Annotated in this window: 22 protein-coding genes; 11 read left to right on the forward strand and 11 right to left on the reverse strand. The window is 60.1% G+C overall.

Annotation, left to right across the window (positions count from 1 at the left end):
• Positions 1–32 precede the first annotated feature (32 nt).
• From FY152_15585 to FY152_15620, 8 genes are all read left to right on the forward strand, one after another.
• Positions 33–749, forward strand: coding sequence for a FadR family transcriptional regulator (locus FY152_15585; GenBank protein ID UXS33594.1), 717 nt, complete (start codon positions 33–35; stop codon positions 747–749).
• Between the two features lie 63 nt (positions 750–812).
• Positions 813–1,787, forward strand: a complete 975-nt coding sequence (locus FY152_15590) for a DctP family TRAP transporter solute-binding subunit (GenBank protein UXS33595.1) — start codon at positions 813–815, stop codon at positions 1,785–1,787.
• Positions 1,788–1,847: 60 nt separating this feature from the next.
• Positions 1,848–2,420, forward strand: coding sequence for a TRAP transporter small permease (locus tag FY152_15595; GenBank protein UXS33596.1), 573 nt, complete (start codon positions 1,848–1,850; stop codon positions 2,418–2,420).
• Between the two features lie 4 nt (positions 2,421–2,424).
• Positions 2,425–3,831: a TRAP transporter large permease gene (locus FY152_15600; protein UXS33597.1), complete on the forward strand. Its 1,407-nt coding sequence runs from the start codon at positions 2,425–2,427 to the stop codon at positions 3,829–3,831.
• Between the two features lie 69 nt (positions 3,832–3,900).
• Entirely contained in the window at positions 3,901–4,947 is a 1,047-nt protein-coding gene (locus FY152_15605; GenBank protein UXS33598.1) for an L-idonate 5-dehydrogenase, read from the forward strand.
• A 16-nt stretch (positions 4,948–4,963) separates the two neighbouring features.
• The gene (gene uxuA, locus FY152_15610) at positions 4,964–6,172 is read left to right on the forward strand and encodes a mannonate dehydratase (protein ID UXS33599.1); all 1,209 of its coding nucleotides are present in this window, start codon (positions 4,964–4,966) and stop codon (positions 6,170–6,172) included.
• 350 nt (positions 6,173–6,522) lie between these two features.
• The gene (locus tag FY152_15615; GenBank protein UXS33600.1) at positions 6,523–7,467 is read left to right on the forward strand and encodes a rhodanese-related sulfurtransferase; all 945 of its coding nucleotides are present in this window, start codon (positions 6,523–6,525) and stop codon (positions 7,465–7,467) included.
• A gap of 341 nt (positions 7,468–7,808) precedes the next feature.
• Positions 7,809–9,059, forward strand: coding sequence for a hypothetical protein (locus tag FY152_15620; protein UXS33601.1), 1,251 nt, complete (start codon positions 7,809–7,811; stop codon positions 9,057–9,059).
• Positions 9,060–9,127: 68 nt separating this feature from the next.
• Here the strand turns inward: FY152_15620 and FY152_15625 are convergent, their stop codons facing one another.
• Genes FY152_15625 through FY152_15640 form a run of 4 tightly spaced genes read right to left on the reverse strand, consistent with a single transcriptional unit; the run spans position 9,128 to position 13,979 of the window.
• Positions 9,128–10,126 carry a TRAP transporter substrate-binding protein gene (locus FY152_15625; GenBank protein UXS33602.1) on the reverse strand — a complete coding sequence of 333 codons (999 nt, stop codon included), beginning with the start codon at positions 10,124–10,126 and terminating at the stop codon, positions 9,128–9,130.
• A 16-nt stretch (positions 10,127–10,142) separates the two neighbouring features.
• Complete coding sequence (locus tag FY152_15630; protein ID UXS33603.1) at positions 10,143–11,975, reverse strand: TRAP transporter large permease subunit; 1,833 nt, start codon at positions 11,973–11,975, stop codon at positions 10,143–10,145.
• A 28-nt stretch (positions 11,976–12,003) separates the two neighbouring features.
• Positions 12,004–13,131, reverse strand: coding sequence for an LLM class flavin-dependent oxidoreductase (locus tag FY152_15635; protein UXS33604.1), 1,128 nt, complete (start codon positions 13,129–13,131; stop codon positions 12,004–12,006).
• Complete coding sequence (locus FY152_15640; GenBank protein ID UXS33605.1) at positions 13,128–13,979, reverse strand: ABC transporter substrate-binding protein; 852 nt, start codon at positions 13,977–13,979, stop codon at positions 13,128–13,130. Before FY152_15640 ends, FY152_15635 begins: the two co-directional genes overlap by 4 nt.
• Positions 13,980–14,190: 211 nt before the next feature.
• On the opposite strand from FY152_15640, the gene FY152_15645 reads away from it, so the two are divergent.
• Complete coding sequence (locus tag FY152_15645) at positions 14,191–14,556, forward strand: winged helix-turn-helix transcriptional regulator (protein ID UXS33606.1); 366 nt, start codon at positions 14,191–14,193, stop codon at positions 14,554–14,556.
• Between the two features lies 1 nt (position 14,557).
• Positions 14,558–15,187, forward strand: a complete 630-nt coding sequence (locus FY152_15650) for a glutathione S-transferase (GenBank protein UXS33607.1) — start codon at positions 14,558–14,560, stop codon at positions 15,185–15,187.
• Here FY152_15650 and FY152_15655 read toward each other — a convergent pair.
• Both FY152_15655 and FY152_15660 read right to left on the reverse strand, forming a co-directional pair.
• On the reverse strand, positions 15,184–17,019 hold the full coding sequence (locus FY152_15655) for an ABC transporter ATP-binding protein (protein ID UXS33608.1): 1,836 nt from the start codon (positions 17,017–17,019) through the stop codon (positions 15,184–15,186). The two genes, FY152_15650 and FY152_15655, sit on opposite strands and share 4 nt — an antisense overlap.
• A 220-nt stretch (positions 17,020–17,239) precedes the next feature.
• Positions 17,240–18,436, reverse strand: coding sequence for an aminotransferase class V-fold PLP-dependent enzyme (locus tag FY152_15660; protein ID UXS33609.1), 1,197 nt, complete (start codon positions 18,434–18,436; stop codon positions 17,240–17,242).
• An 88-nt stretch (positions 18,437–18,524) separates the two neighbouring features.
• Here FY152_15660 and FY152_15665 point away from each other — a divergent pair, with 88 nt between their 5' ends.
• On the forward strand, positions 18,525–19,361 hold the full coding sequence (locus FY152_15665) for an IclR family transcriptional regulator (protein ID UXS33610.1): 837 nt from the start codon (positions 18,525–18,527) through the stop codon (positions 19,359–19,361).
• Positions 19,362–19,367: 6 nt separating this feature from the next.
• Here the strand turns inward: FY152_15665 and FY152_15670 are convergent, their stop codons facing one another.
• From FY152_15670 to FY152_15690, 5 genes are all read right to left on the reverse strand, one after another.
• Entirely contained in the window at positions 19,368–19,862 is a 495-nt protein-coding gene (locus FY152_15670) for a RidA family protein (GenBank protein ID UXS33611.1), read from the reverse strand.
• Between the two features lie 87 nt (positions 19,863–19,949).
• Entirely contained in the window at positions 19,950–21,173 is a 1,224-nt protein-coding gene (locus FY152_15675) for an amidohydrolase/deacetylase family metallohydrolase (GenBank protein UXS33612.1), read from the reverse strand.
• Between the two features lies 1 nt (position 21,174).
• Positions 21,175–22,050 (reverse strand): ABC transporter permease, encoded by an 876-nt coding sequence (locus tag FY152_15680; GenBank protein UXS33613.1) that lies wholly within the window; start codon positions 22,048–22,050, stop codon positions 21,175–21,177.
• On the reverse strand, positions 22,050–22,991 hold the full coding sequence (locus FY152_15685; GenBank protein ID UXS33614.1) for an ABC transporter permease: 942 nt from the start codon (positions 22,989–22,991) through the stop codon (positions 22,050–22,052). The genes FY152_15680 and FY152_15685 overlap by 1 nt, the downstream gene beginning before the upstream one ends.
• Positions 22,992–23,231: 240 nt before the next feature.
• Entirely contained in the window at positions 23,232–24,758 is a 1,527-nt protein-coding gene (locus tag FY152_15690) for an ABC transporter substrate-binding protein (GenBank protein UXS33615.1), read from the reverse strand.
• Between the last annotated feature and the right edge of the window lie 4 nt (positions 24,759–24,762).

A 24,762-nucleotide genomic window follows, 5' to 3' on the forward strand; every position in this document is an offset into this window, starting at 1 on the left:
ATCGGGGGAGACTTTCGCGCTGGGAGGACATCATGTTTGTGGCTCTGGAGCCGCGCCGCCTTTACCGGCTGGTCGCGGAGCAAATTCGCTTGCTCATTGAGACGGGGGAGTTGACCGATGGTCAACGCCTGCCGGCGGAACGCGACCTTGCGGAGCGTTTCGGCGTATCCCGCCCGACGGTGCGGGAAGCGCTGATCGTGCTGGAAGTGGAAGGCCATATCCACATCCGCATGGGCTCGGGCGTCTATGTGAACGCTTCGCGCAAGCCGGACAAGGAAAAGCCGGCAATGCCGGACGCCCACGGCCCGTTCGAAATCCTGCAGGCGCGCTGCATCATCGAAAGCGCGATTGCGGAGGAAGCGGCAAGGCTTGCGACACCGGAATGCATCGCGAAGCTCGATGATATCATCGAACGCATGGCCGGCGCGCTCGACAGCTCGCCACAGGCGCTCAATTTCGACCGGGCCTTCCACACCGCCATCGCCGATATCATCGGCAATTCGGCGCTCAATCGCTTTACCGGCCTGATCTATGACGAGCGCAGCCTGTCACCCTTTTTCGAAAAGCTCGCCAGCTATTTCGAAGGACCGCACACCTGGAACCTTGCCGTTCAGGAACACCGCGCAATCCGCGACGCCATTGCCGCCAACGACCCGGAAGGCGCACGCGAGGCGATGCGGCAGCATCTGACGCTGTCGCAAAAGAGATTTTCCGAGAGTTTCGGGGAGGAAACGATCGGGGAAGAGTGACCGTCGCCGCAACCGGCAACGGAAAAAACAGCACATCTGGCTTTAATTCGGGAGGAGTTAAGAATGAAAATCAGATTGTCGACTTTGATGGGCGCCACAGCCGCCATCCTGCTTTCCGCCCTGGCGGCGCAGGCGCAGACCACGCTGAAATGGGCGCATGTCTACGAGACCTCCGAACCGTTCCACACCGATTCGGTCTGGGCGGCGGAAGAGATCGCCAAGCGCACCGATGGCCGTTACAAGGTGGATGTTTTCCCCGCCTCGCAGCTTGGCAAGGAAGCCGATATCAACCAGGGCCTGAAGATCGGCACCGTTGACATCATCATCTCCGGTTCGAGCTTTGCCGCACGTGATTTCAAGCCGATCGGCGTCACCTATTTCCCTTACATCTTCCGCGATCCGAGCCATTTGATCGCCTATACCAAGAGCGATATCTTCAAGCGCCTCGCCAAGGGTTATGAAGACAAGACCGGCAACCACATCGCCGCCGTCAGCTATTACGGCACGCGCCACACCACATCCAACAAGCCGATTGCCGCCTGCGCCGACATGGCGGGCCTGAAGATGCGCGTTCCCGACGTTCCGGCCTATCTGGCCATGCCGCGCGCCTGCGGCGCCAACACCACGCCGATTGCCTTTGCGGAAGTCTATCTGGCGCTGCAGAACGGCACCGTTGATGCGCAGGAAAATCCGCTGACCACCATTGAGGCCAAGAAGTTCTTCGAAGTGCAGAAGAACATCGTCCTGACCGGCCACATCGTCGACCACCTCAACACGGTGATCTCGAAGAACCTCTGGTCGCAGCTCTCCGATGACGACAAGAAAATCTTCACCGAAGTCATGCAGGAAGCCGCCGAGCGGACCACCAAGACCATCGATGAACGCGAGAAAAGCCTCGTCGAAGACTTCAAGAAGCGCGGTCTGACCGTTGCCGAAGTCGACAAGGCCGACTTCGAAAAGAACGTCATCGAAAAAGTGAAGTTCGAGGACTTCGGTTACGACAAGGCCGACTGGGAAGCCATTCGCGCCGTCAAGTGAGCCAAGATCCGGTGCGGCTCCTTTGCCGCACCGCCCTTTCTCTCCAGACGGGATATCTCAATGTCGCAGGAAATCCATACTCAGGTCACGCCTGAGGAACTCGCCCATACGTTCGATGAGGCGCCGCCCGAAGTCGATCTCAAGGTCTATTCATTCGAAGACTGGGTCACGCTCGGCCTCTTCTGGCTGATGACGGGCTGCGTGTTCCTTCAGTTCTTCACCCGTTATGTGCTCAATAACAGCTACGCCTGGACGGAAGAAATCGCCGTCAACTGCCTGATCGGCGTGGTGTTTTTAGGTTCGGTCATGTGCGTGCGCATGTCGCGCCACATTCAGGTGGATGTGCTTTATCATTACGTCCCGCCGCAGGTGGCCCGCGCCATGTCGATCCTCGTCGATGTGCTGCGCATCCTGTTCTTCGCCTACACCTCATGGCTGATGTGGCGTTATCTGGAAATCGTCGCCGATGAGGAGATGGTCACCGTGGCGCTGCCGCGCAACATCGTTTTCTATACGGTTCTGGCCGCTTTTGTTCTGATGTTCTTCCGCTCGGTGCAGGTCTTCATCGCCAATATGCAGCGTGGCTATTCCGTTCTGGAACGGCCCGAAGAATTCCAGAGCGCGGGGGATTGATCAGATGCTACTTCTTATCGGCTCTTTTCTTCTCCTGATGCTGATCGGCCTGCCGGTCGCCATTTCCATGGCCTCGGCCTCGCTGCTCTACATCGTCTTCTACAATGTCGCGCCTGATATCATCGCGGCACAACGCCTGATCGCAGGTGTGGAAAGCTTTCCGCTCCTCGCCGTCCCCTTCTTCATCCTTGCCGGCAACCTGATGAATACGGCAGGTGTGACGGGACGTATCTATTCCTTCGCCGTCGCGCTCGTCGGCTGGATGAAGGGCGGCCTCGCGCAGGTCAACATCATTGGCTCGGTGATCTTTTCCGGCATGTCCGGCACCGCGCTTGCCGATGCGGCCGGTATCGGCACCATCGAGATCAAGGCCATGAAGGATCACGGTTATCCGGTCGAGGCGGCCGTCGGCGTCACCGCCGCCTCCGCGACGCTCGGGCCGATCTTTCCGCCATCGCTGCCTTTCGTCATCTACGGCATGATGGCGAATGTCTCGATTGGCGCGCTGTTCATGGCCGGCATCGTTCCGGGCGTCGTCATGACGCTTCTGATGATGATCACGGTTGCGGTCTTCGCCTATATCAAGGGCTGGGGCTCCGACACGCCGTTCAGCCTCAGAACCATCTTCGGCGCATCGATAGAAGTCTTCGTGGTGATGATGGTGCCGCTCGGCATCTATATCCTCACGGCGTTCGGTCTGTCGCTCAACCTGTCGATACTGATCGTGCTGGTCATACTGCTCGCCTGCGACTGGTATTTCGACTTCTCCGCCGTGATGGCGCTGATGACGCCTGTCATCCTGATCGGCGGCATGACCATGGGCTGGTTCACACCAACGGAAGCCGCCGTTGCAGCCGTCCTCTGGTCGCTGTTCCTCGGGCTTGTCCGTTACCGGACGATGACCTTCAAGACGCTGGCAAAATCGACCTTCGATACGATAGAGACGACCGCTTCGGTGCTCTTCATCGTCGCGGCGGCATCGGTCTTCGCATGGCTGCTCACGGTCAGCCAGGCGGCACAGCTTCTGTCGGCGGCGATCCTGACGATCACCGACAGCAAGTGGATTTTCCTCGTGCTGGTCAACCTCCTGATGCTGTTCGTCGGCTGCTTCCTCGATACGATTGCGGCCATCACCATCCTCGTGCCGATCCTGCTGCCGCTGGTGCTGCAGTTCAATATCGATCCGGTGCATTTCGGTCTCATCATCACGCTCAACCTGATGATAGGGCTGCTGCATCCGCCGCTCGGCATGGTGCTGTTCGTGCTCTCGCGCGTGGCGAAACTCTCCGTCGAGCGCACCACAATCGCCATTCTGCCGTGGCTGGTGCCGCTGTTCGTGGCGCTGCTGCTGATCACCTTCATTCCGGCCATCACTTTGTGGCTGCCGACCGAAATGGGCCTGATCCGCTGATGAAACGTCATCGCCCGCGCGGTTTCCCGCGCGGGCCTCTTCATTCCATACACATATGAGGGCATCGTCATGCAGACACGCGTGGCACGTCTATACGGCCAGAAGGACATTCGCGTCGAAACGCAGGACCTTCCCGCACCGGGACCCGGCGAAGTGCTGCTCGCCATGGCAGCGGGCGGCATCTGCGGCTCCGATCTGCATTATTATCAGGATGGCGGCTTCGGCCCGGTCCGGGTGCGAGAGCCGATCATCTGCGGGCATGAGGCATCCGGCCATGTGCGGGCGCTGGGAGACGGCGTCAGCGGCCTTGCCATCGGCCAGCTCGTCGCCGTCAATCCGTCCCAGCCCTGCGGCCATTGCCATTTCTGCCTGAAGGGCCAGCCGATCCATTGCCTTGAAATGCGCTTCATGGGCAGCGCCATGCGCCTGCCGCATGAACAGGGCATGTTCCGCGACCGGCTGGTGGTTCCCGCCAAACAATGCGCGACATTTTCAGAGGATACCTCACCGGCTGAAGCCGCCTGCACCGAGCCGCTCGCGGTGTGCCTGCATGCCGTGGCCCAGGCCGGCGATCTGGCAGGTGCAAAGGTGCTGGTGACCGGCGCGGGGCCCATCGGCCTCCTGACCATCGCCGCCGCCCGCCACGCCGGGGCAAGCATCATCATTGCCACCGACCTGACGGATGCCGCACTTGAACGCGCTCCCGCCATGGGTGCCGACCGCACGATCAACGTCGCGAAAGACGCCGAGGCGCTTTTGCCCTATCAGGACAATAAGGGTTATTTCGACGTCATTTTTGATTGCTCCGCAGCCGGTCCGGCACTTCGCACCGCCTTTGCCTGTGTCCGCCCGCGCGGCACCATCGTACAGGTCGGCGTCACCGGTGACATCACCATTCCGCTCAACGCGCTGGTGGGCAAGGAAATCCTCTGGCGCGGCTCACAACGCTTTCATGAGGAATTCGCCGTCGCCGCCGGGCTCATCTCCACCCGCAGGATCGATGTCCGGCCGATCATTTCCCACAGCTTCCCGCTCGGCGAGGCGAAAGCGGCCTTCGAACAGGCCGGAGACCGCTCCGCCGCCTGCAAGGTGCAGCTGACATTTTCCGCAGACTGATATTTGAGGATTTAAGATGAGACATACATGGCGCTGGTTCGGCCCGGTCGACAAGGTCACGGTTCAGGATGCGGCTCAGGCGGGCGCGGAAGGCATCGTCAGCGCGTTGCACCACATCGCCACCGGCGATGTCTGGCCAGTGGATGAAATCACCAAACGGCATGAGGCGATCAAGGCCGGCGGTCTTTATTGGGACGTGGTGGAAAGCGTGCCGGTCTCCGAGGATATCAAGACCCAGACCGGCGACTGGAAAAGCCATATAACCAACTGGCAGGAAACGCTGCGCCGCCTCTCCGCCTCCGGCATCCGCACCGTCTGCTATAATTTCATGCCCGTGCTGGACTGGACCCGCACCGACCTGCGCTGGGAAACAAGGCACGGCGCAAAGGCGATGCGTTTTGATCTTCCCGATTTCGCCGCCTTCGACATCCACATTCTGAAACGCCCCGACGCAAAGGCCGATTATCCAGACTGGCTGCTGGAGGAAGCGGCAAAACGTTTCGCCGAGATGCCGGACACGAAGATCGCAGCACTCGGGCGCAATATCGGCGCGGGCCTGCCCGGCTCGGCGGATGGTTATACACTCGCCCAGCTTCTCGAAAAACTGCGCTCCTATCACGGCATCAACCGCGAAAGGCTACAGCAGAACCTGATCGATTTTCTATCGGAGGTGACGCCGGTTGCCGAAGAGGTGGGTATCAACATCTGCGCCCATGGCGACGACCCGCCATGGCCGCTGCTCGGCCTGCCGCGTATTCTCTCCACCGAAGCGGACTACGCCCATATGCTCTCAAAGGTCGACAGCCGCGCCAATGGCGTGACACTCTGCACCGGCTCCCTCGGCGCGCGGGCGGATAACGACCTGCCCTTCATCGCCAGCCGTTTTGCCGATCGCATCCATTTCGTGCATCTGCGCAACGTGACGCGCGACACGGACACCGTCCCCTGCTCCTTCTTCGAAGACGAGCACCTCGAAGGCGGAACCGATATGGTCGCCGTCATCGCCGCACTCCTCACCGAAGAAGCGCGCCGCCGGGCGGAGGGTCGTGAAGATCACACCATTCCGATGCGGCCCGATCACGGCCAGGAAATCCTCGATGACCTGACACGCGGGGCCCAGCCCGGCTATCCCGCCATCGGCCGGCTGAAAGGGCTGGCAGAGCTGCGCGGCATCGAGCGCACCCTGTCGCACGGACGTTTCGGGCTGGCTAAGGGTGAGCGCTGAGCGAACCTTTATTCCTGCATGACAAGGATTTATTGTGCCGGTGCACATAGTGATCTGTCATCCGACCTTGAGTCTACATCCAGGCTGCCCAAGTCGTTGAACTGAAAAGAGTCATCTCGACGCGCGGACGCGCGTCGGCTGATAGGATCGCTGAAGACGTATGCCTCACGATACTCAAATGGTGGCAAGCCACGCGTTAATGGCAACGGTGGTATGAGAATCCTGACAGTTTTTGTGTTGCAACGAAATATATAGGAAACCTCAAAAGCCAAGAATTTGACGATTTTCAAAATACCCGGACCCGCTGATAAATATTGCTTTGCGGCCGCCGTCGCTGTATTTCAGCGCCCATGACCGACACCACCATTCTCCCCCGCCCGGAAGTCACTGGCGATTTCCTTGTGGCCGCGCTTTATCATTTCGCCCGCCTGCCGCGGTTCGAAAGCATGCGCGAGCCGTTGTTCGAGCTCTGCCAGAACAATGGCGTCAAGGGCACGCTGCTGCTTGCCGCCGAAGGTATCAACGGCACCATTGCCGGGACGGATGCGGGCATTCACGCCGTGCTCTCCTTCCTGCGCGCCCAGCCGGAATTTGCCGCGCTGGAGCACAAGGAAAGCCGGGCGTCGCACATGCCTTTCGTGCGCATGAAGGTGAAGCTCAAGAAAGAGATCGTCACCATGGGCGTGCCGGATATCGATCCGAACCGCATCGTCGGCACCTATGTCGACCCGCGCGACTGGAACGAGCTGATCTCCGATCCGGATACGATCGTCATCGACACCCGCAACGATTACGAGACCGCCATCGGCCTCTTCAAGGGTGCGGTCGATCCGCAGACGAAAACATTCCGCGAATTTCCCGACTGGGTGAAGAACAATCCGGGCCTGCATAACAAGCCGAAGATCGCCATGTATTGCACCGGCGGCATTCGCTGCGAAAAGGCCACTGCCTTCATGAAGGAACAGGGTTTCGACGAGGTCTATCACCTCAAGGGAGGCATCCTCAAATATCTGGAGGAAGTCCCGGAAGAAGAAAGCCTCTGGGAAGGCGCCTGCTTTGTGTTCGACGAGCGCGTCTCGGTCGTTCACGGGCTTGCAGAAGGCGACCATAAGCTCTGCCACGCCTGCCGCAACCCCATCACCCCGGAAGTACGGCAATCGCCGCTGTTCGAGGAAGGCGTTTCCTGCCCAAGCTGTTATGACGACCGCACCGAGGAGGACCGCCAGCGGTTCCGTGACCGGCAGCAACAGATCGAACTGGCAAAGAAGCGCGGCGAGCGACATCTGGGACGGTAAAACGGGCCGGCAGCCGATTTGGCTGGATAGGCTTTACCGGAGACCCCTCCCTCATCCTTGAGGGGTACGAGACTATATTTGATTTCAGCGGGTTGCGTATCCTTGGGGTCAATCCCGGGGATAGTGTCGCGTTTGCGGCCCGGGGCCGATGTTTCAACTCTCATTTGCGTCGCTAACCGCACCTCTGCGGATTTTCAGAACTAAAGGCGACCACATCGGTTGACATGGACCCAGCCGGTAATGCTAATACGTTTACGTAACGTAATAACATTACAATCGTTCTCATAGGGCAGACATCGGCCCTGATCTGTATGGGGATGACAACGTCTGGAAGGAACACCATGAGATTCTCCCTTCACCAGCAACTTGGCATAAGCGCGCTCGCCACATGCCTGGCACTCGCCACCTCCCTATCCTCCGGCACGGTGCAGGCGGAAGACAGCAAGGACGGCGTCAAGGAATGGCGGCTTTTCGTCGCCGATCATAGCGAACCGGTCGTGCGGGCCATCGATTTCGAAACCGGCAAGGAACTTGGACGCTACGATCTGAAAGGATATGCGGCGCTGACGGCCAGCGCCTCGGGCAAGACGGTTTTCGCCACCCAGTCGGATGCCGACATGGTGCATGTGATCAAGACCGGCATCGTCTTTTCCGATCACGGTGAGCATCGCGATCTGGATGTGGAAGATGCAGCGCTGCTACCCGTCACTTTCGAGGGCAAGCGCCCCTTCCACGTCGTACCGCACGATGACCATGCCATTCTTTTTTATGACCGTGGCGGCAAGGCGGAGATCATCGATGAAGCAGCCCTGCTGGATGGCAAGGCAAAGGTCCGTACCGTCGATACGACAGCCCCCCATCATGGGGTTGCGGTGACGATGGGCCGTTACGTTCTGGTGTCGGTGCCCAATACCGAAACAGAAACGAAACCCGATACCCTGCCGCCCCGCATTGGGCTGCGTGTTCTCGACAGGGAAGGCAAACAGGTTGGCGAGCAGGCGACATGCACCGATCTGCATGGCGAGGCAACATCCGCACGGCTTGCGGCCTTCGGCTGCAAGGAAGGCATTCTCGTTGCCCGCCCCGGCGGCACGGATGGCCCCAAGCTCGAAATGCTGGCCTATCCCGAAGATTTCCCGAAAGCCTATACCGGCACGTTGCTTGGCGGCAAATCCATGCAGTTCTTTCTCGGCAACTACGGTGAAGACAAGGTCGTCCTCATCGATCCTGATAGCAAGGACGCCTTCCGTCTGGTGGAACTGCCGACCCGGCGCGTCGATTTCATTCTCGATCCCGCCAATCCGCGCAACGCCTACATCCTGACGGAAGACGGCGATCTGCATGTGCTTGACGTGCTGGAAGGCGCCATCACCCGCAAGGCGAAGGTCACCGAACCCTACAGCAAGGATGGCCATTGGCGCGATCCGCGTCCGCGCCTCGCGGTTGCCGATGGGCAGGTCGCAATTTCCGATCCGCGCCATTCGCTGGTCCGCGTGGTGGACGCGGAAAGCCTGAAGGAAACCCGCACGGTTGCGGTGGAGGGCCAGCCCTATTCCATCGTCGCCGTCGGCGGCTCCGGCGCTTCGCACTGATACCGAACAAAAGAAACCCCGCGCGCCCGAGGACGCACGGGGTTTCATGATTTTAAAGGTCCGTATTGTCAGGCCGACTGCACAGCCTGTATCTTCTCGATGCCGCCAACAATGCCGGAGAAATCCTGCCAGACGCCCTGCGCGCCCTTGCGCCATTCGTCCAGTGCTTCCGGCTGCAGCACCTTGCCGCCCTTCGCAAGCGCAAGCTCGACGGACTTTACTTCGTCCTCGACGATCAGCTGGTTGAAATATTGCGCGCCTTCGCTGGATGCTTCCAAGAGAACCTTCTTCTCTTCGTCGTCCAGCTGGTTCCAGAAGGTCGCACCGTAATAGACGACGCCTGAAGCCCAGATATGGCCGGTTTCCGTCAGATAAGGCACGACCTCGTACAGCTTGAAACCGGCATAGGCGGATTTGGTCAGATCCATGGCATCGGCCACGCCGGTCGCCAGCGCATTATAGGTCTCGGTGATCGGAATGCCGACCGGGGTGGTGCCGAAGGCGCTCCAGAGCTTGGTGTGCAGCGGGCTCTGGATGACGCGGATCTTCTTGCCTTCCAGCTGCTCCGGCCGGGTAACAGGCTCCTTGGTCAGAAGATGGCGTGCACCGTAATTGATGAAATCGGCGGCGATGAATTGCTGGGCGGCGAGCTTCGTCTTCAGATCAGTGCCAGTCTCGCCCGTCACCACCTTGCGCACATGGTCGGCATCGCGAAACAGGAAAGGCAGATCGAGGATCTGCAGTTCCGGCACCCAGCCCGAAAGCGAGGAGACGGTGGAAAGGCTCGCCTGAACCGATCCGAGCCGGATATTTTCCGCAACTTCTTTTTCACCGCCCAGCGCACCGCTCTTAACGATGTTGAAACGGAAACGGCCGGGCAGCTTCGCCTCCACCAGCTCGCTGATCTTCACCCAGATTTTCGTCTCCGGCTTGTCATCGGCAAACAGCGAGGCAACCGTGAGGCTGCGGGTTCGAGCATTTGCCGTGCGCACAAAGGCCGGAGCGGCAAGCGTTGCGGCGCCGATGGCGGAGAGTTTGAGGAGATTGCGGCGATCGATAATAGTCATGATTGAAACCCCAAATTTAGAAGAAAATGGCCCAGGCGCACAGAATGGCGAGGGAAACGAGAAGAGAGACGAGATAGGGAACGACGGCCCGGAAAAGTGCTGTCGCCGGAATACGGGTGACGCCACTGACCACGAAGATCAGCATGCCGAGCGGCGGTGTCAGGCCATGGATCATCAGATTGACCACGAGGATGACGCCGAAATGGATCGGATCGATACCGGCGGCCACGGCCGCAGGCAGCAGGATCGGCCCGAACAGCAGGATGGCAGCACCGATATCCAGCACCAGTCCCACCACGAGCAGGATGAGGTTGGAGAGCAGCAGTACCGCGATCTTGCTGCCGCCGAGCAAAGTCACGAAGTCAGTGACGAGGCCCGAGACATTGTCGACCGCCAGGAGAAAGGCGAAAGGCCCCGCCGTGCCGATCAGAAGACCAATGGCCGCCGCCTCACCAGCCGATTGCCGGAAGGTCGCGAAAATGCGGCCTGCCCCCAGCCGGTAACCGAAACCGAGAAACAGCGTGTAGAGAGCGGCAAGAGCCGCAGCTTCCGTGGTGGTGACAACGCCGATGCGGATGCCGACCACCACGATGACGCCAAGCCCGAAGGCAGGTATGGCGGCCACGGCCGAACGCCAGCGTTCGCTGCCTGTCGCGCGCGGCAGGGTATCGACGCTGCGCACGCTGAGATGGATCGCCACCGCAAGGCAGACCGCCATCAGCCCGCCGGCAAAGAAACCGCCGACCAGCAGCGAGCCAACCGACAGGTTGGTGGCCGTCGCAAGGATCAGGAATGCGATGGAAGGCGGAATGACATTGTCCAGCACGGAGGTGGCGGCAATGATCGCGCCCGCCTGCGCCGGAGGATAGCCATGTTTCACCAGTTCCGGCTGGAAGGTGGAAGCACCAAAGGCGGCATTGGCGACCGATGAGCCGGACGCGCCGGAAAACAGAACGCTGGTTAAAAGCGTCGTCTGCGCCAGGCCTGCCCGCCGGTGCCCGACCATGGAGGCGGCAAAACGGACGAGCTGGTTGGCGACGCCCGATTCCGTCAGCAGGCTTCCGGCCAGCAGGAAGAAGGGAATGGCGAGCAGCAGGAATTTCGACATGCCGGTCACGGTTGACGAAACGATGGCCGGTTCCGGCAAGGTGCTGCCGAAGGCGATCGCCACATAGGCGGCGGCAAGGAAGGCATGGGCAAGCGGCGCGGCGAGCACCAGCCCCACGGCCGCCGTCAGCGCCAGAAACAGGCTCGGCGGCAGGCTCGTATCAACGAAAACTTCCGGCAGGCCGACGTAAGCCACAATAGCGATGGCGAGAGATGCGAGAACGGCAAACAGCTTGCCTTCACCGACACGCTGAAGTGCCAGATAGAGAAGGATAAGCGCACCGCCTGCACCCAGAAAGCCGAAACGCACCCATTCCGGCAGGCCAAGCGTCGGAGACGTGCCGCCGAGCATCGCCGCAATTTCTACCCCGCCGAAGGCGAGGATGAGTGCGGCGACGAAGGAGAAGGCATCGGCCAGAACTTCGGTTACCGCGTGAAATCGCTGAGGCAAAAACCGCACAAAAACGTCGAGCCGCATGGCGAGAGCGCTTTTGAGGCTGAGCGGCGCACCGACCGCGATCATGGCCACATGCAGCCAGATGCCGAGGTCTTCCGCGCCGATAAAGCCGGTATGGAACAGGTAACGCAGGGTGACGTTGACCAGCACCACCACGAGAAGCGTTGCAAGGATCGCGGCGGCGACTGCGCCGAGCACCTTGTCGAGGATGGCAAGCGCCCGCTCCGCTGCGAGCTGCGGGCCGATGCGCCGTTGCGCGATTGTTGTTGCCGGACTTGCCGTCATGTCTTGTCTCTCCACTCCCGCACCATGCTCAGGAGGCCTTGGCCGAGAGGTCGCGATCGAACAGGGTCGACCATGTGAATTGTTTTGCCGTCGAGACCTCACGCGATACGTCAAGACGCGGCAGAACCTTTTCGCCGAAGCGGAAAGCCTCTTCCAGCAATGGCATGCCGGAAAGGATGAAGGTATTCACGCCCGCCTTCTTATAGGCCTCCAGCGTGCGGATGACAGTATCCGGCGAACCGACAATCGCGGTTCCCGGGCCCGGCCGCACAAGGCCGATGCCGGCCCAGAGGTTGGGTGCGATTTCCAGATCGCGCAGGTTCTCCGGTTTCTGCCCGCCATGCATCGCCGTCATGCGCTGCTGGCCGACGGAATCCGTCTTGCCGACGAAACGCTGGTTGGCGGCAATGGCCCGCTCATCCATGCGCCCGTAGAGATCGGCGGCGGCGGCCCATGCCTCTTCATCCGTATCACGCACAATAACATAGAGACGAATGCCGTATTCCAGCTCACGGCCAAGCTTCTCCGCCCGCGCCTTGACGAGATCGACCTTCGCGCCGATCTGGTCCGGCGTTTCACCCCAGGAAAGATAGGTCTCGACATGCTTGGCCGCGACATCGATGGCCTTGTCCGAGGAGCCGCCAAACCACAATGGCGGAGGCTCAATGCCCTGCCCCACCGGCAGCGCCAGCTTTGCGCCCTCCGTCTGGAAATGCCGCCCCTTGAAATCGACCGTTTCGCCGGCAAAAAGACGGTGCCAGATCTGCAGATATTCATCCGCCATATCGTAACGCTCATCATGCGGCATGGTCATGCCGTATGCGCCGAGCATCTTCGCATCGCCCGAGACGACATTGATCAGCAGGCGTCCACGCGAAAACTCCTGAAGCGTTGCCGCCATCTTGGCGAGCAGCGTCGGCGCGACAAGGCCCGGATGAATGGCGACCAGAAACTTCAGCCGCTCGGTATAGGAAAGCAGCGCGCCCGCCAGAACCCAGACGTCATGCGCGCCTGTGGCAAACAGCGCACCGGTGTAACCCAGCTGGTCGTAAGCGAGCGCGAGCTGTTTGTAATAACCGAGATCGACCTTGCGGGACCCTTCCGGCTGCCAGGGATAAGCGCCATCGGGCGCGCACATGTACCAGAAAACATTCATCTGCCGCCTCCCGTGCTGGCTGATTGCCCGGTCAGAACCGGTAAAGAGAAATGACCGTGCCTGTAAAGCGTATCGGCCTCCTCCTGCTGTTCGGCAAGGATATTTTCGGCAGCGGCCACGACCGAAAGGTCTCGCGACCTCAGCACCTTGGCCCAGGACTGTGCATCACCTTCGCTGCCCGGTTCCGCGGCGAGAAGGGCGGCGGCTTTGTCGATATCCGCCATCACGGCCCGGCCGACGCGATCCAGTTCGGCCGCAATTGCCTGCCCTGTCTCGCCCGCTATGTTGTGGCGCGCAAGTGTCCAGAATAGCGAACGGTTGGGAATGGTGGAGCCACAGCGAACCAGAAGGCTGATCTCCTCATGGGTCAGGGCCTTTTCCAGCCGCGGCGACATCGTCACCCAGGCATCGACACGGCCTTCCCCGAGATCGCGCAGGCTATCGCTATCGCCGCTTTCGATACGGGTCACATCCGCAAGGCCAAGCCCCGCGCCTTCCAGGCTGCGCGCCAGCAGATAGGTGTGAAACGATCCATCGATCAGTGATATGCGTTTTCCCGCGAGATCCGCTGCGGAACGGATCGGGCTGTCGCGCCGCACGAGGATCGCGCCATTGGCAGGCCGTGGTGCGGACGCAGCGATATAGACCGCTGAAAGCCCGCGTGCATCCGCCTCGATGGGCGGCGTCGAACCCGTGCCGCCGAAATGGATTTCGCCTTTTTCCAGAAGCGCCGCCGTGTCGCGGCCTTCACGATAGGCCACGAATTGCGGATCGAATTCTTCAAAGGCGCCGGGCCAGAGCCGGGCAAGACGTAAATGCAGATTGTTGGGATGAACCCCGATTTTCATGTCGACACCTCATTTCGCAATCAATCTACTTTTTTATAGAATGTTTTCGAGGAACGTTTTGGCGATCCTTAGCCGGAAAGCGAAAGAGAAATCTACCAATCCTGTAGATTTTGAAAAATGCTTGACCGGGTCGAACTAGCTTTCATCAAGCCATTGAAATTTATCGTCATACATTCTACTTTTTTGTAGTTTGAAAAATGGGCCTGTAGTCGTGACGAAACCGGTTTCCAATCTCATCTGCCGCAGCGTGGTGGAAGCGAGCGAGCTTTTGAAGCTTGTCGCCAACGCCAATCGTCTGGCCATCGTCTGTTATCTCATGGAAACGGAGGCTTCCGTTTCCGCGCTGGAATATGAACTCGGCATCCAGCAGCCAACGCTTTCGCAGCAACTTGCCGAATTGCGCGACGCTGGTGTGATCGAAGGCTCGCGGGAAGGCAAGGCGGTGATCTATCGTGTCACCGATCCGCGAATTATTGAGCTCGTTCTGACACTACGCGGTCTTTACACGGACCTTTCCGATGTGACCGGGAAGAAAGGCAGACGGGCACTGCCGCTTGATGAGGCAATGTTCGACTAACATGATCGACCTTTATACCTGGATCACGCCCAACGGCCTTAAAATCTCGATTGCACTGGAAGAACTTGGCCTGCCCTATCGAAGCCACGCCATCGACATCGAAAAAGGCGAGCAATTTGCCGCCGATTATATCAGCATCAATCCCGGCTCGAAAATCCCTGCGATCGTCGACGATGAAAACGGCACCGTCCTGACAGAATCGAACGCGATCCTGATATATCTTGCCGAAAAGGCAGGCCGGCTTCTGCCCGCCGCCGCGACCGAGCGACTGGTCGTCACCGAATGGCTGATGTGGCAGGCCGCCAATTTCGGCCCGACACTCGGTTATGCCCATTACTTCCTGACCTACCATGCCGGAGAGGCCCCCTTTGCCGAGACGCGTTTTGCCGCGGATGTGGAGCGCCTCTACCGGACATTGAACGACCGTTTAACGGGGCGGGAATATGTAGCTGGAGATTTTTCCATCGCCGATATCGCCATCTGGCCATGGGTCTCGCGTTTCGCGCGCCACAGGATCAATCTCGATAATTTTCCGGCGGTACAGCGATGGTATCGCCAGCTTGGACAGCGGGAAAGTTTTAAGCGCGGTTATCGCGTGCCCTTCGCAACATCGGACGTACCGGGACTTTAACAGGCAACAAGGTGGCCGGGCGAAACCTCACGATATTCACGCGGCTTGACGACATAATCGACGGCGCGGATCGGGCTTTTCAGCTCGTCATTCGCAGCACCTCGCCGCGTGTTGCGGCGATCCGGATCGGGCACCGGCACGGCCGCCATCAACTTGCGAGTATAGTCATGCTGCGGATTGTCGAAGACAGCGGCGCGTGGGCCGATTTCGACGATCTCGCCGAGATACATCACCGCCACCCGATGGCTGACACGCTCCACCACCGCCATATCATGGCTGATGAACAGGAAGGCAAGGTCGAGACTCTGTTGCAGGTCCAGCATCAGGTTGATGACCTGCGCCTTGATGGAAACATCCAGCGCCGACACGCTTTCGTCGGCAACGATCACCTTGGGCTGAAGGGCGAGCGCGCGGGCGATGCAGATGCGCTGGCGCTGGCCACCGGAAAATTCATGCGGATAACGCGAAGCCATGTCCGGCGAGAGACCGACCTTTTTGAGCATGTCGGCCACCACATCCTTCGCCTCGCGGGCGCTTCCCATGCGGTGCTCCAGAAAAGGTTCGGCAATCGCCGCACCCACCGTCATACGCGGATTGAGCGAGGCGAAAGGATCCTGAAAGATCATCTGAACCGTCTTGCGCATGTCCCGCATGCCCGTCTTGTCGAGCGCGAGAATGTTTTCGCCGTTGACCACGACCGAACCGGCATCCGGCTCGATCAGCCGCATGATGGCACGTCCGGTGGTGGACTTGCCGCAGCCGCTTTCGCCCACCAATGACAATGTTTCACCGGCCCTGAGATCGAAGGATACGTTTTCCACCGCATGCACGCGGCCGCTGAGGCGCCCCAGAAGACCGGAGTGAATATCGAAGCGCTTGGTCAGCCCGTCCACTTTGAGCACGGGCTGTGCAGCGGCGTCGACTGTATCGGCCGGACGCGCCGGCTCCTGCGTTTCACCCGTGGTGGTATTGACGATGGGAAAACGGAGCGGTCTTTCCTCGCCCTTCATCGACCCCAGAACCGGAACGGCGGATAAAAGTGCGCGCGTATACGGATGTTTGCCGCGATGGAAAATATCCGCCGTCGCACCGACCTCCACTTGCTCGCCGCGATACATGACGACGGTGCGGTCGGCGATTTCGGCGACCACACCCATGTCATGGGTAATGAAGAGGACCGACGTGCCCTCCTCTTCCTGCAGCGTCTTGATGAGGTCGAGAATCTGGCCCTGAATCGTTACATCGAGCGCCGTCGTCGGCTCGTCGGCGATCAGGAGCTTCGGTTTGGAGGCGAGCGCCATGGCGATCATCACGCGCTGGCGCATGCCGCCGGAAAAGCGGTGCGGATATTCATCGAAGCGCGAGGCGGCAGACGGGATGCGGACCTTCTCCAACAGGCGGATCGTCTCTGCCCGTGCATCGGCTTTCGACATCGGCTGATGGCACAGCAGAGCCTCGGAAATCTGGTCGCCGATGGTGAAGAGCGGATTGAGGCTGGTCATCGGCTCCTGAAAGATCATGGCGACCTCATTGCCCCGTACCCGCCGCATGGCGTCTTCGGAAAGGGACAGCAGATTGCGCCCGCCGAGCAGGATCTCGCCCTGAACCCTGCTGCTTTCCCGATCCAGCAACCGCATGATGGAAAGCGAGGTAACGCTCTTGCCGGAGCCGCTTTCGCCGACGATCGCGACCGTCTCTCCCGGCCCGACATCGAAGGAAATATCACGCACCACGGGTTTCCAGCCGCCATCCACGTGAAAGGATGTGGTGAGATTGCGGACGGAAAGCACGGCATCTTCGGCACCAAGCGGTGCTGCCTGCGGCATGGTCATGATCGTTCCCTTCTTTTCTTCTCATTTGAACTCAGGCAGGGCGTCGCCGCCTGTTTCTTCTCCCCAAGGGGAGAAGGTGGCCCGAAGGGTCGGATGAGGGGGCGACGTTTGAGATAGATCGCACCCTCGCACCCTCGCCCCCTCATCCCGCTGCCGCGGACTTCTCCCCCTCGGGGAGAAGAAGCTCGCGGCACCCGCTCGTTCCACATGCAGTCGTTACTTAGTCCGGCCAGCGCAGCATGCCGTCGAAACGGTGACGGCTGCGGTCCTCGAACGGCGTCGCAATCACCTCGTTGGAGGCGCGCGCCTTGTCCAGTTCCTCGGCCAGCCGGGAAGCCACGATGGTTTCCTGGCCGGCATGCAGGTTGCAGGGGTCGAGATAGAAATAACGGTGTTCCACCTCGTGATCGCGGGCAATGATCGGCGGATTGCCTCTGGCCAGCGCCGTCGTCAGGTCCCAGGCGGTGATATGGGCTTCTTCGGCATCGATGATGACGCGCAGCCGGTCGAGCGGGTTATTGGTCGGGTCGGGCTCGATCAGCGCCGTCACGCCCGGGCGTCCATCAAGCGTCTTTTTCCAGAGGTTGAGATAGCAGGTTTCGCGCTCGCGAATACCGGCATGATCGCGCTTTTCCCAGGCTTCCAGCGCCGCCATGACGCCATAGATGCTTTCCTTGCCGACCTTCATGCCGCGGCCGATGCCCATATTCTGGAGGAAAGCATTGCGCACCAGTTCCTTTTTGCCGGCGACGATGCCGGAAGTGGGGCCGCCGAGGAACTTGTGACCGGAATAGAGGACAACGTCCGCGCCCGTCGCCAGAAACAGCTTCAGATCATATTCGGACGCCGCATCGACGATAACAGGCACGCCGTTGGCGTGGGCAATCTCGACGAATTCGGAAAGGTGCAGCAGACCGTAATTCACCACATGGTGCGACACGACATAGACCGCCGCCGCCGTCTTTTCGGTGATGGCGTTTTCCATGTGGAAACGATGGGTCGATGTCGCCTGCCCGATCAGCACCACCTTGCCGCCGCCGAGGCGGATCGCCTGATCCACCGGCGCGCCATAGCTCACCACATGCCCCATCTGCACCAGCACCTCGTTCTTTTCAGGCGCGACATCGGGCAGCTTTTCGATGGCCAGCAGATTATTGCCGGTAATGGCGCCCGCCACCGCAAGGCTGATGCCGGAGGAGCAGGACGCCGTGACGAAACCGGCCTCGCCGCCCGTCAGCCTTGCAATGATCGCGCTTGCCTTGCGCTGCAGATCATTGATCTCGACGAATTGCGGCAGGATGGACGCCATGGCCTGAACGGCCTCGGGAACGACAATCGATGCGCCGAGCGAGGTCATGGTGCCCGAGACGTTGATGACCGGGCGAAGGCCGATCCTGCTTCTGATATCCTCGGTCATGTCTTTCTCCTGTCTTTGCGATGCGATGGGCATCGACATATATGCCATAATAATGTAATAGCTTCTCAAAACCCGTGAGGAGCCAAAATTGGACGCCCATAAACTGGACGAAACGTCTTCAACCGCCCTGTCCGAGGCCGCCGAAAACGCAGACGCGAAGGCGGCCAAGCGCTCGCGCGTCAGCGGTATCGACCGCGCCCTTCAGGTTATTGATTACCTTTACGAAACCGGATCGCCGGCCGGCGCTTATGCCATCGCCAAGGCCATCAAGGCACCGCTTTCCACCGTTTATGTGATCGTCGACGATCTCGTCGAAAAGAACATGCTGGCACGCAATGCCGATGGCAACATCTGGCTCGGCGCGCGGCTTTACCATTATGGCCTCGCTTATGCCCGCTCGCTGGATTTCATGGGTGTCGCCACCCACGAAATGCACGATCTGTGCCGCCATGCGGGCGAGACCGTGCAGCTTTGTGGCCGCGATGGCGACCATATGCTGGTGTTGGCCATGGCCGATGGTCCGAGCCATTTTCAGGTCGCCTCGCGCGTCGGCACCCGTGTTCCCCTGAACTGGACGGCATCCGGCCGCCTGCTCGTCGGTCATTTGCCGGAGGCGGAGCGTGTCGAACTGTTCAAGCGCTGCGCCCGCACCTCGCCCACCGGCCGCGCGGAAATCAACCCTGAGACCCTGTCGCAATCGGCAGGTGCGGCCTTCCATGACAGGCTGTCGATACAGGTCGCCGAATCCGATTACGCCGTCGCCTGCATCGCCTCGCCGATCTGCGACAACAGGGGCGAATGCGTGGCGACGATTTCCATCGTGCTGCCGGAACAGAAGGTGCTGGCGGACGAGAACCATTATACCGAACAGGTCAGGGTTTCGGCGGAACGGATCGAAAAGCTGATGGGCTGGCGCAACCATTGAACGGCCTCAATCCTTGAGCGCGACGATGGCTTCTATCTCAACGGTGATGTTACCCGGCAGCGAGCCGAAACCGACGGCGGAGCGGGCATGTTGTCCCGCATCGCCGAACACATCGATGAAGAGATCGGAGCAGCCATTGATGACGCTCGGGTGATCGCGGAAATCGCTGACGGCATTGACCATGCCGAGCAGCTTGACCACTTTTTTCACCCGCGACAGATCACCCAGCGCCTCATGCATGACGGCGAGGAGATTGATGCCGGTGAGCCGCGCATGGTTATAGGCCTCTTCCAGCCCGATTTCCGCGCCCACCTTGCCGGCATAAAGATGGCCGTTTTCCTCCCGCGGTCCCTGGCCCGAAAGATAAAGCATGTTGCCTTCCACCACATGGGTGACGAAATTGGCAATTGGCGGCGGCGGCGGCGGCAGGGAGATGCCAAGCGCGGCGAGCCGGTCATAGGGCGAATGGCGCCCCTCTGCCTCAAGCGAAGACTGTTTCACGCGAATTCCTCATAATACAGGGACGGGTATCCCTTAATCTCTGCGGAAGACGGAGGGGATGCCCTCCTCCGCCTTGTCCATTTGGGTTCAGCGCCAAGAATAACCATGGCTGTGGCGCACCAGCTTGCGCGCTCTTGGAATATAACGGCTGGCAGCAATCGCTTCCGCGCCGATGACCGCGTAACGCGGCTCGAACAGACGCGTCAGGCGCGCCACATCGCCGTTGGAATCGGTCGCTTCCAGATCGGAATCCACTAGATCGAAAATGGTGAAATCGGCGCGCTGGCCAACATCGAGACGGTTTTCCATATCGAGGCGGATGACGGAGGCCGGATTGCGGGTGACAGCCTCGACGACATTTTCGAAGGGCATATCAACCGACAGCAGCTTCGACATGGTGGTCGCCAGATCCCAGACCGGGAAATTCATCGAGTGGCCGTGCAAATCCGTGGAGATCGAGAAGGGCAACAGGCCGCGCGCAATTGCCGCTTCCGCCACCTTGAAGGAGAAGGAGGCGCCGCCATGGCCGATATCCAGCCGGATGCCTTCACCGGCGCAGCGTTCGGCAAGGTTGAACAGGTCCTCGTCTTCCATGATGCTGGAGCCCGACTTGCCGTTGAAGCAATGGGTCACGACATCACCAGGGCCGAGGATTTCCAGCACCTCGTCATAGAGTGCCGGCGGTTCGCCCACATGCACCATCATCGGCACTTTCAGGATCTTGGCGATCTTCTTGCCGAGCTTGACCGGTGTGACGCCCCAGGAGCCGGTGATGACATGGCTCGCCCGCACCTTGAGGCCAACAATATGCGCGCTGTTTTCGGCGTAACATTCGAGGATACGATCAAGGTCGATATCCTTGATGTCGCGCAGTTCCGGCACCCGGTTGCAGGCGACGAGACCGATAGAACCGAGATTGAGGAAAGCCTTGATGCGCTCCCTCGAGGGCTCGATGATATATTCCCGGAAACCATGGAAATTCGCCTCGCCCGCCGAACCGGCATCCACCAGCGTCGTCACGCCGCGCTCGGCCCCGCATTCGGAGGGGCGGATGGAAATATCGGTGCCGCCGTGCCAGATATGCACATGCAGATCCACCCAGCCGGGCGAAATGAAGGCGCCTTTGGCATCAATGCGCTGCGCATCCGCAGGCGCCTGCAGGGCAGAGCCCACCGCAGCGATCTTGCCATCGCCGCCGATCAGAATATCGGTCGAGGCTTGGGACGCCCCCTTTCCGAAACCGACAGGTTTGACATTGGTGAGAAGAATGGGAGCTTGAAGAGGCGTTTTCGCCTGTTCACCGGACGTCATATTACAAATCCCTTCGCAGTCTTGGATCGAGCATGTCCCGCAGCCCGTCACCGACCATTTGCAGCGACAGCACGGAAAGAATGATGGCAAAGCCGGGGAAATAGGTCATCCAGTCCGCTTGGCCGATATACTGGCGGCCAGCGGAGATCATGGTTCCCCAGGTTGGAATTTCGGGGCTGACACCGAGCCCCAGAAACGACAGGCCGGCCTCGGCCAGCATGGCGCTGGCAAAAAGGAAGGTGCATTGCACGAGGATCGGCGAGACCAGATTGCGCAGCACATGCCGCGTCATGATGTGGAAGGTGGAGATGCCGAGCGCCTTCGCCGCCTCCACATAGGGCAGTTCACGGATCACCAGCGTCGAGGCGCGCACGATGCGGGCAAGGCGCGGCGAATAAACCACAGCAAGTGCAATGATGACAGTCGTCAGCGACGGGCCGAGTGCCGCCACCAGCGCAATCGCCAGCAGAATATCCGGAAAGGCCATCATCGCATCGATCAGGCGGGCAATCGGCGTATCCAGCTTCTGGAAGAAACCGGCAAGCAGGCCGAGCGTGATGCCTATCAGCGCCGAAAGCGCCACCACGGCTGCACCGACCAGAAGCGACAGCCTTCCGGCATAGATGGTGCGCGAGAAGACGTCACGACCGAATTCATCAGTGCCGAACCAATAGAGTTCGCTCGGCGGCTTCAGGCGGTTAACGATCGACAGTTTCGACGGCGAATAAGGTGCGATCATCGGTGCGAAAACCGCGAGCAGCACGAAGATGAGCAGTACGATGAGACCGGCGGCGACCGTCTTGCGCTTCAGGAGACGCCGGATGAACAGGATAGTAGGGTTGCGTGCCGGCGGGGCGGTGGAAACAATATCGGCCATCAGTAACGAACCCTCGGATCGACCAGTAGATAGAGCATGTCGATTGCAAAATTGATGAGCACGTAAAGCCCGGCGATGATGAGAAGCGCGCCCTGGATGACCGGATAATCGCGCCGGAGAACGGCCGAGACGACGAGATTGCCGACGCCCGGCAGACCGAAGACGGTTTCCGTGACGACCGCGCCGGAAATCAGCACGGCGGCGGTAAGTCCGAGCACGGTCAGGATAGGAATAAGCGCGTTTTTCAGCGCATGTTTCATCACCACGCGGCGCTCCTTGACGCCCTTGGCACGGGCGGTGCGGACATAGTCGTCACCTAAAACATCCAGCATCGAGGCGCGGGTGAAGCGCAGGATGAGGGCGGAGGAAACGAGGCCGAGCGCAACTGCCGGCAGGGTCAGGTGATACATGCGCTCAAGGAAGCTCGCGCCGGGCCCGCCATAACCCGATACCGGGAACATATCGAGCCGGACGGCGAAGACCTGCATGAGGATGAGGCCAAGCCAGAAGCTCGGAATGCTCGCCGCCAGCATTGCAATGGTGGTGGCTGCCTGATCCACGAAGGAACCGCGCCGGTAAGCGGCGTAAATGCCGATGGGAAGGGCTATGATGCTGGCGATCAACAGCGAAAAAATCGTCAGGAAGAATGTCGGTTCGGCCCGGTCCAGCAGCGCTGAACCGACCGGCATGTTAAGAAAGATCGACTGGCCGAGATCGCCCTTCAGCAATTGCCCGATATAATAGACATATTGCACGCCAAGCGACTGGTCGAGGCCGAGCCGGCTGCGCAACTCCGCAATGTCCTGCGCCGAGGCATCCGGCCCGAGCATCACGGCCGCCGGGTCTCCGGGTGTTACGCGCAGGATGACGAAGACGATGGTGACGACGAGGAACATCACCACGATCATCCCGGCAAGTCTCTGGAAAATATACCGTATCACGTATGTATGCTCCGAAGCGCGTGATTGCCGCTATCAGGCGACGGTTGAAACGAGTAGTCGATGGGTGCCGACAATTCCGGTACTCACGGTCGGAAAACACTTGCCTCCGTCATGCCGGACTTGATCCGGCATCCAGCCGCCACGCGTCTGCGTGGTGAAAGGTTCTCTTGCGACCAGGGACCTGATTGCGCTGGACCCCGGCTCAAGGCCGGGGTGACGGCGAGCGGTGCCGGCCCGGCCTTACTTCGTGACCGAAGCGTTCCAGAAATACGGCCAGGGAGCCGGATCGACGCCTTCCAGCTTGTTGGACTTGGCTGCCACGGCGTTGAAGTCACCGATCTTGATGAGCGGAAGCTCGGCATAGATCGTCTTCTGCACGTTGGCCCAGAGCGCGACGCGCTTCTCCGGATCGGCTTCGGAGGTGAAGGCATCAACCGCCGCCTTGCGCGCCGGCGTATCCCACCAGCCCGGTGAACCGGTGGAAAGCGCACCGATCAGCGCCGGCTCCGGCAGGAAGGGGCTGTGGGTGATATAGACATCCCAGAGCTTCGGGTCGGCGCGACGCTGTGTCAGCGTCGCCCAGTCCACCACCTGCATATCCACCTTGAAACCGGCAAGTTTCAGATATTCCGCCGCGACCTGCGCCATCTTGTAGTGGAACTCATACTGCCGGCTGGTGAGGATGCGCAGCGGCTCGCCATTATAACCGGCAGCCTTCAGCTTTTCGGCGGCGGCTTCCGGGTTGCCGACGTTGTAAGTGCCCTTGACGCCCTCTTCCGAATGCCAGGAGAAATTGGACGGATAATAAGCGCCGTCAAGCGCATAGAAATCCGTGCTGCCAAAGGCAGCCGCCAGCATATCCTCCATGTTCAGCGCTTCGGTCACCGCCTTGCGGACCTCCAGCTTGGAAGAAAGCCCCTCCTTGGTGTTGAACACGAAGACCGGATAACCAAAAGGCTTCAGCATCAGCGGCTGCGAGGCCGACGACGACTTCACCTTGTCGAAGGATTCGACCGGAATGGAATCGACATAATCATACTGGCCGGAAACGGCGGCCTCGACACGGGTATTCGGATCAGGCACCGGAACGAAACGGATTTCATCGAGATATTGATGGCGTGCGCCACCATATCCGTCGCTTTCGCCATCACGGGACTTGTAGCCATCGAAACGGACGAGCTGGATATATTGATCCGCCTTGCGTTCCTTCAGCATATAGGGGCCGGTGCCGATAAATTCGGCCATTGGTTCGGCCTGCTTCTCGGCCGGCAGAATGATGGCTGCCGAATTGTTGAAGGCAAGCAGCGAGGTCAGCGGCGCATAGGGCTGCTTGAGGGTAATCGTGACCGTTCCGGCATCCGGTGCGGAGATCTTGTCGATGAAACCGGCGGCCTGCTTGCCGCGCGAGGCGATCTTCATCCAGCGGCCCAGCGAAGCGACGACATCTTCCGAGGTCATGTCGCTGCCGTCATGGAACTTGATGCCCTGCCGCAGCTTGATCGTATAGGTTTTGCCGTTAGCACTGATCTCGGGCAGGCTTTCCGCCAGAAGCGGCGTAACCTTCCAGCCCTTGTCGAAGGTGTAGAGCGTTTCAAAAATATGCTGCGTGACGATACCGACGAGATCGGCAGTCGACGCCATCGCATCAAGCGTCGGCGGCTCGCCGATCGTGGCGACATTGATGACGCCGCCCTTTTCCTGAGCCATCATCACACCCGGCGCAAGCAGCAAAGCAGCGCTGGCGAGAAATGCAAGTTTACGTCTCATTGTT

The organism is Agrobacterium tumefaciens (assembly GCA_025560025.1).
Taxonomy (GTDB): Bacteria; Pseudomonadota; Alphaproteobacteria; order Rhizobiales; family Rhizobiaceae; genus Agrobacterium.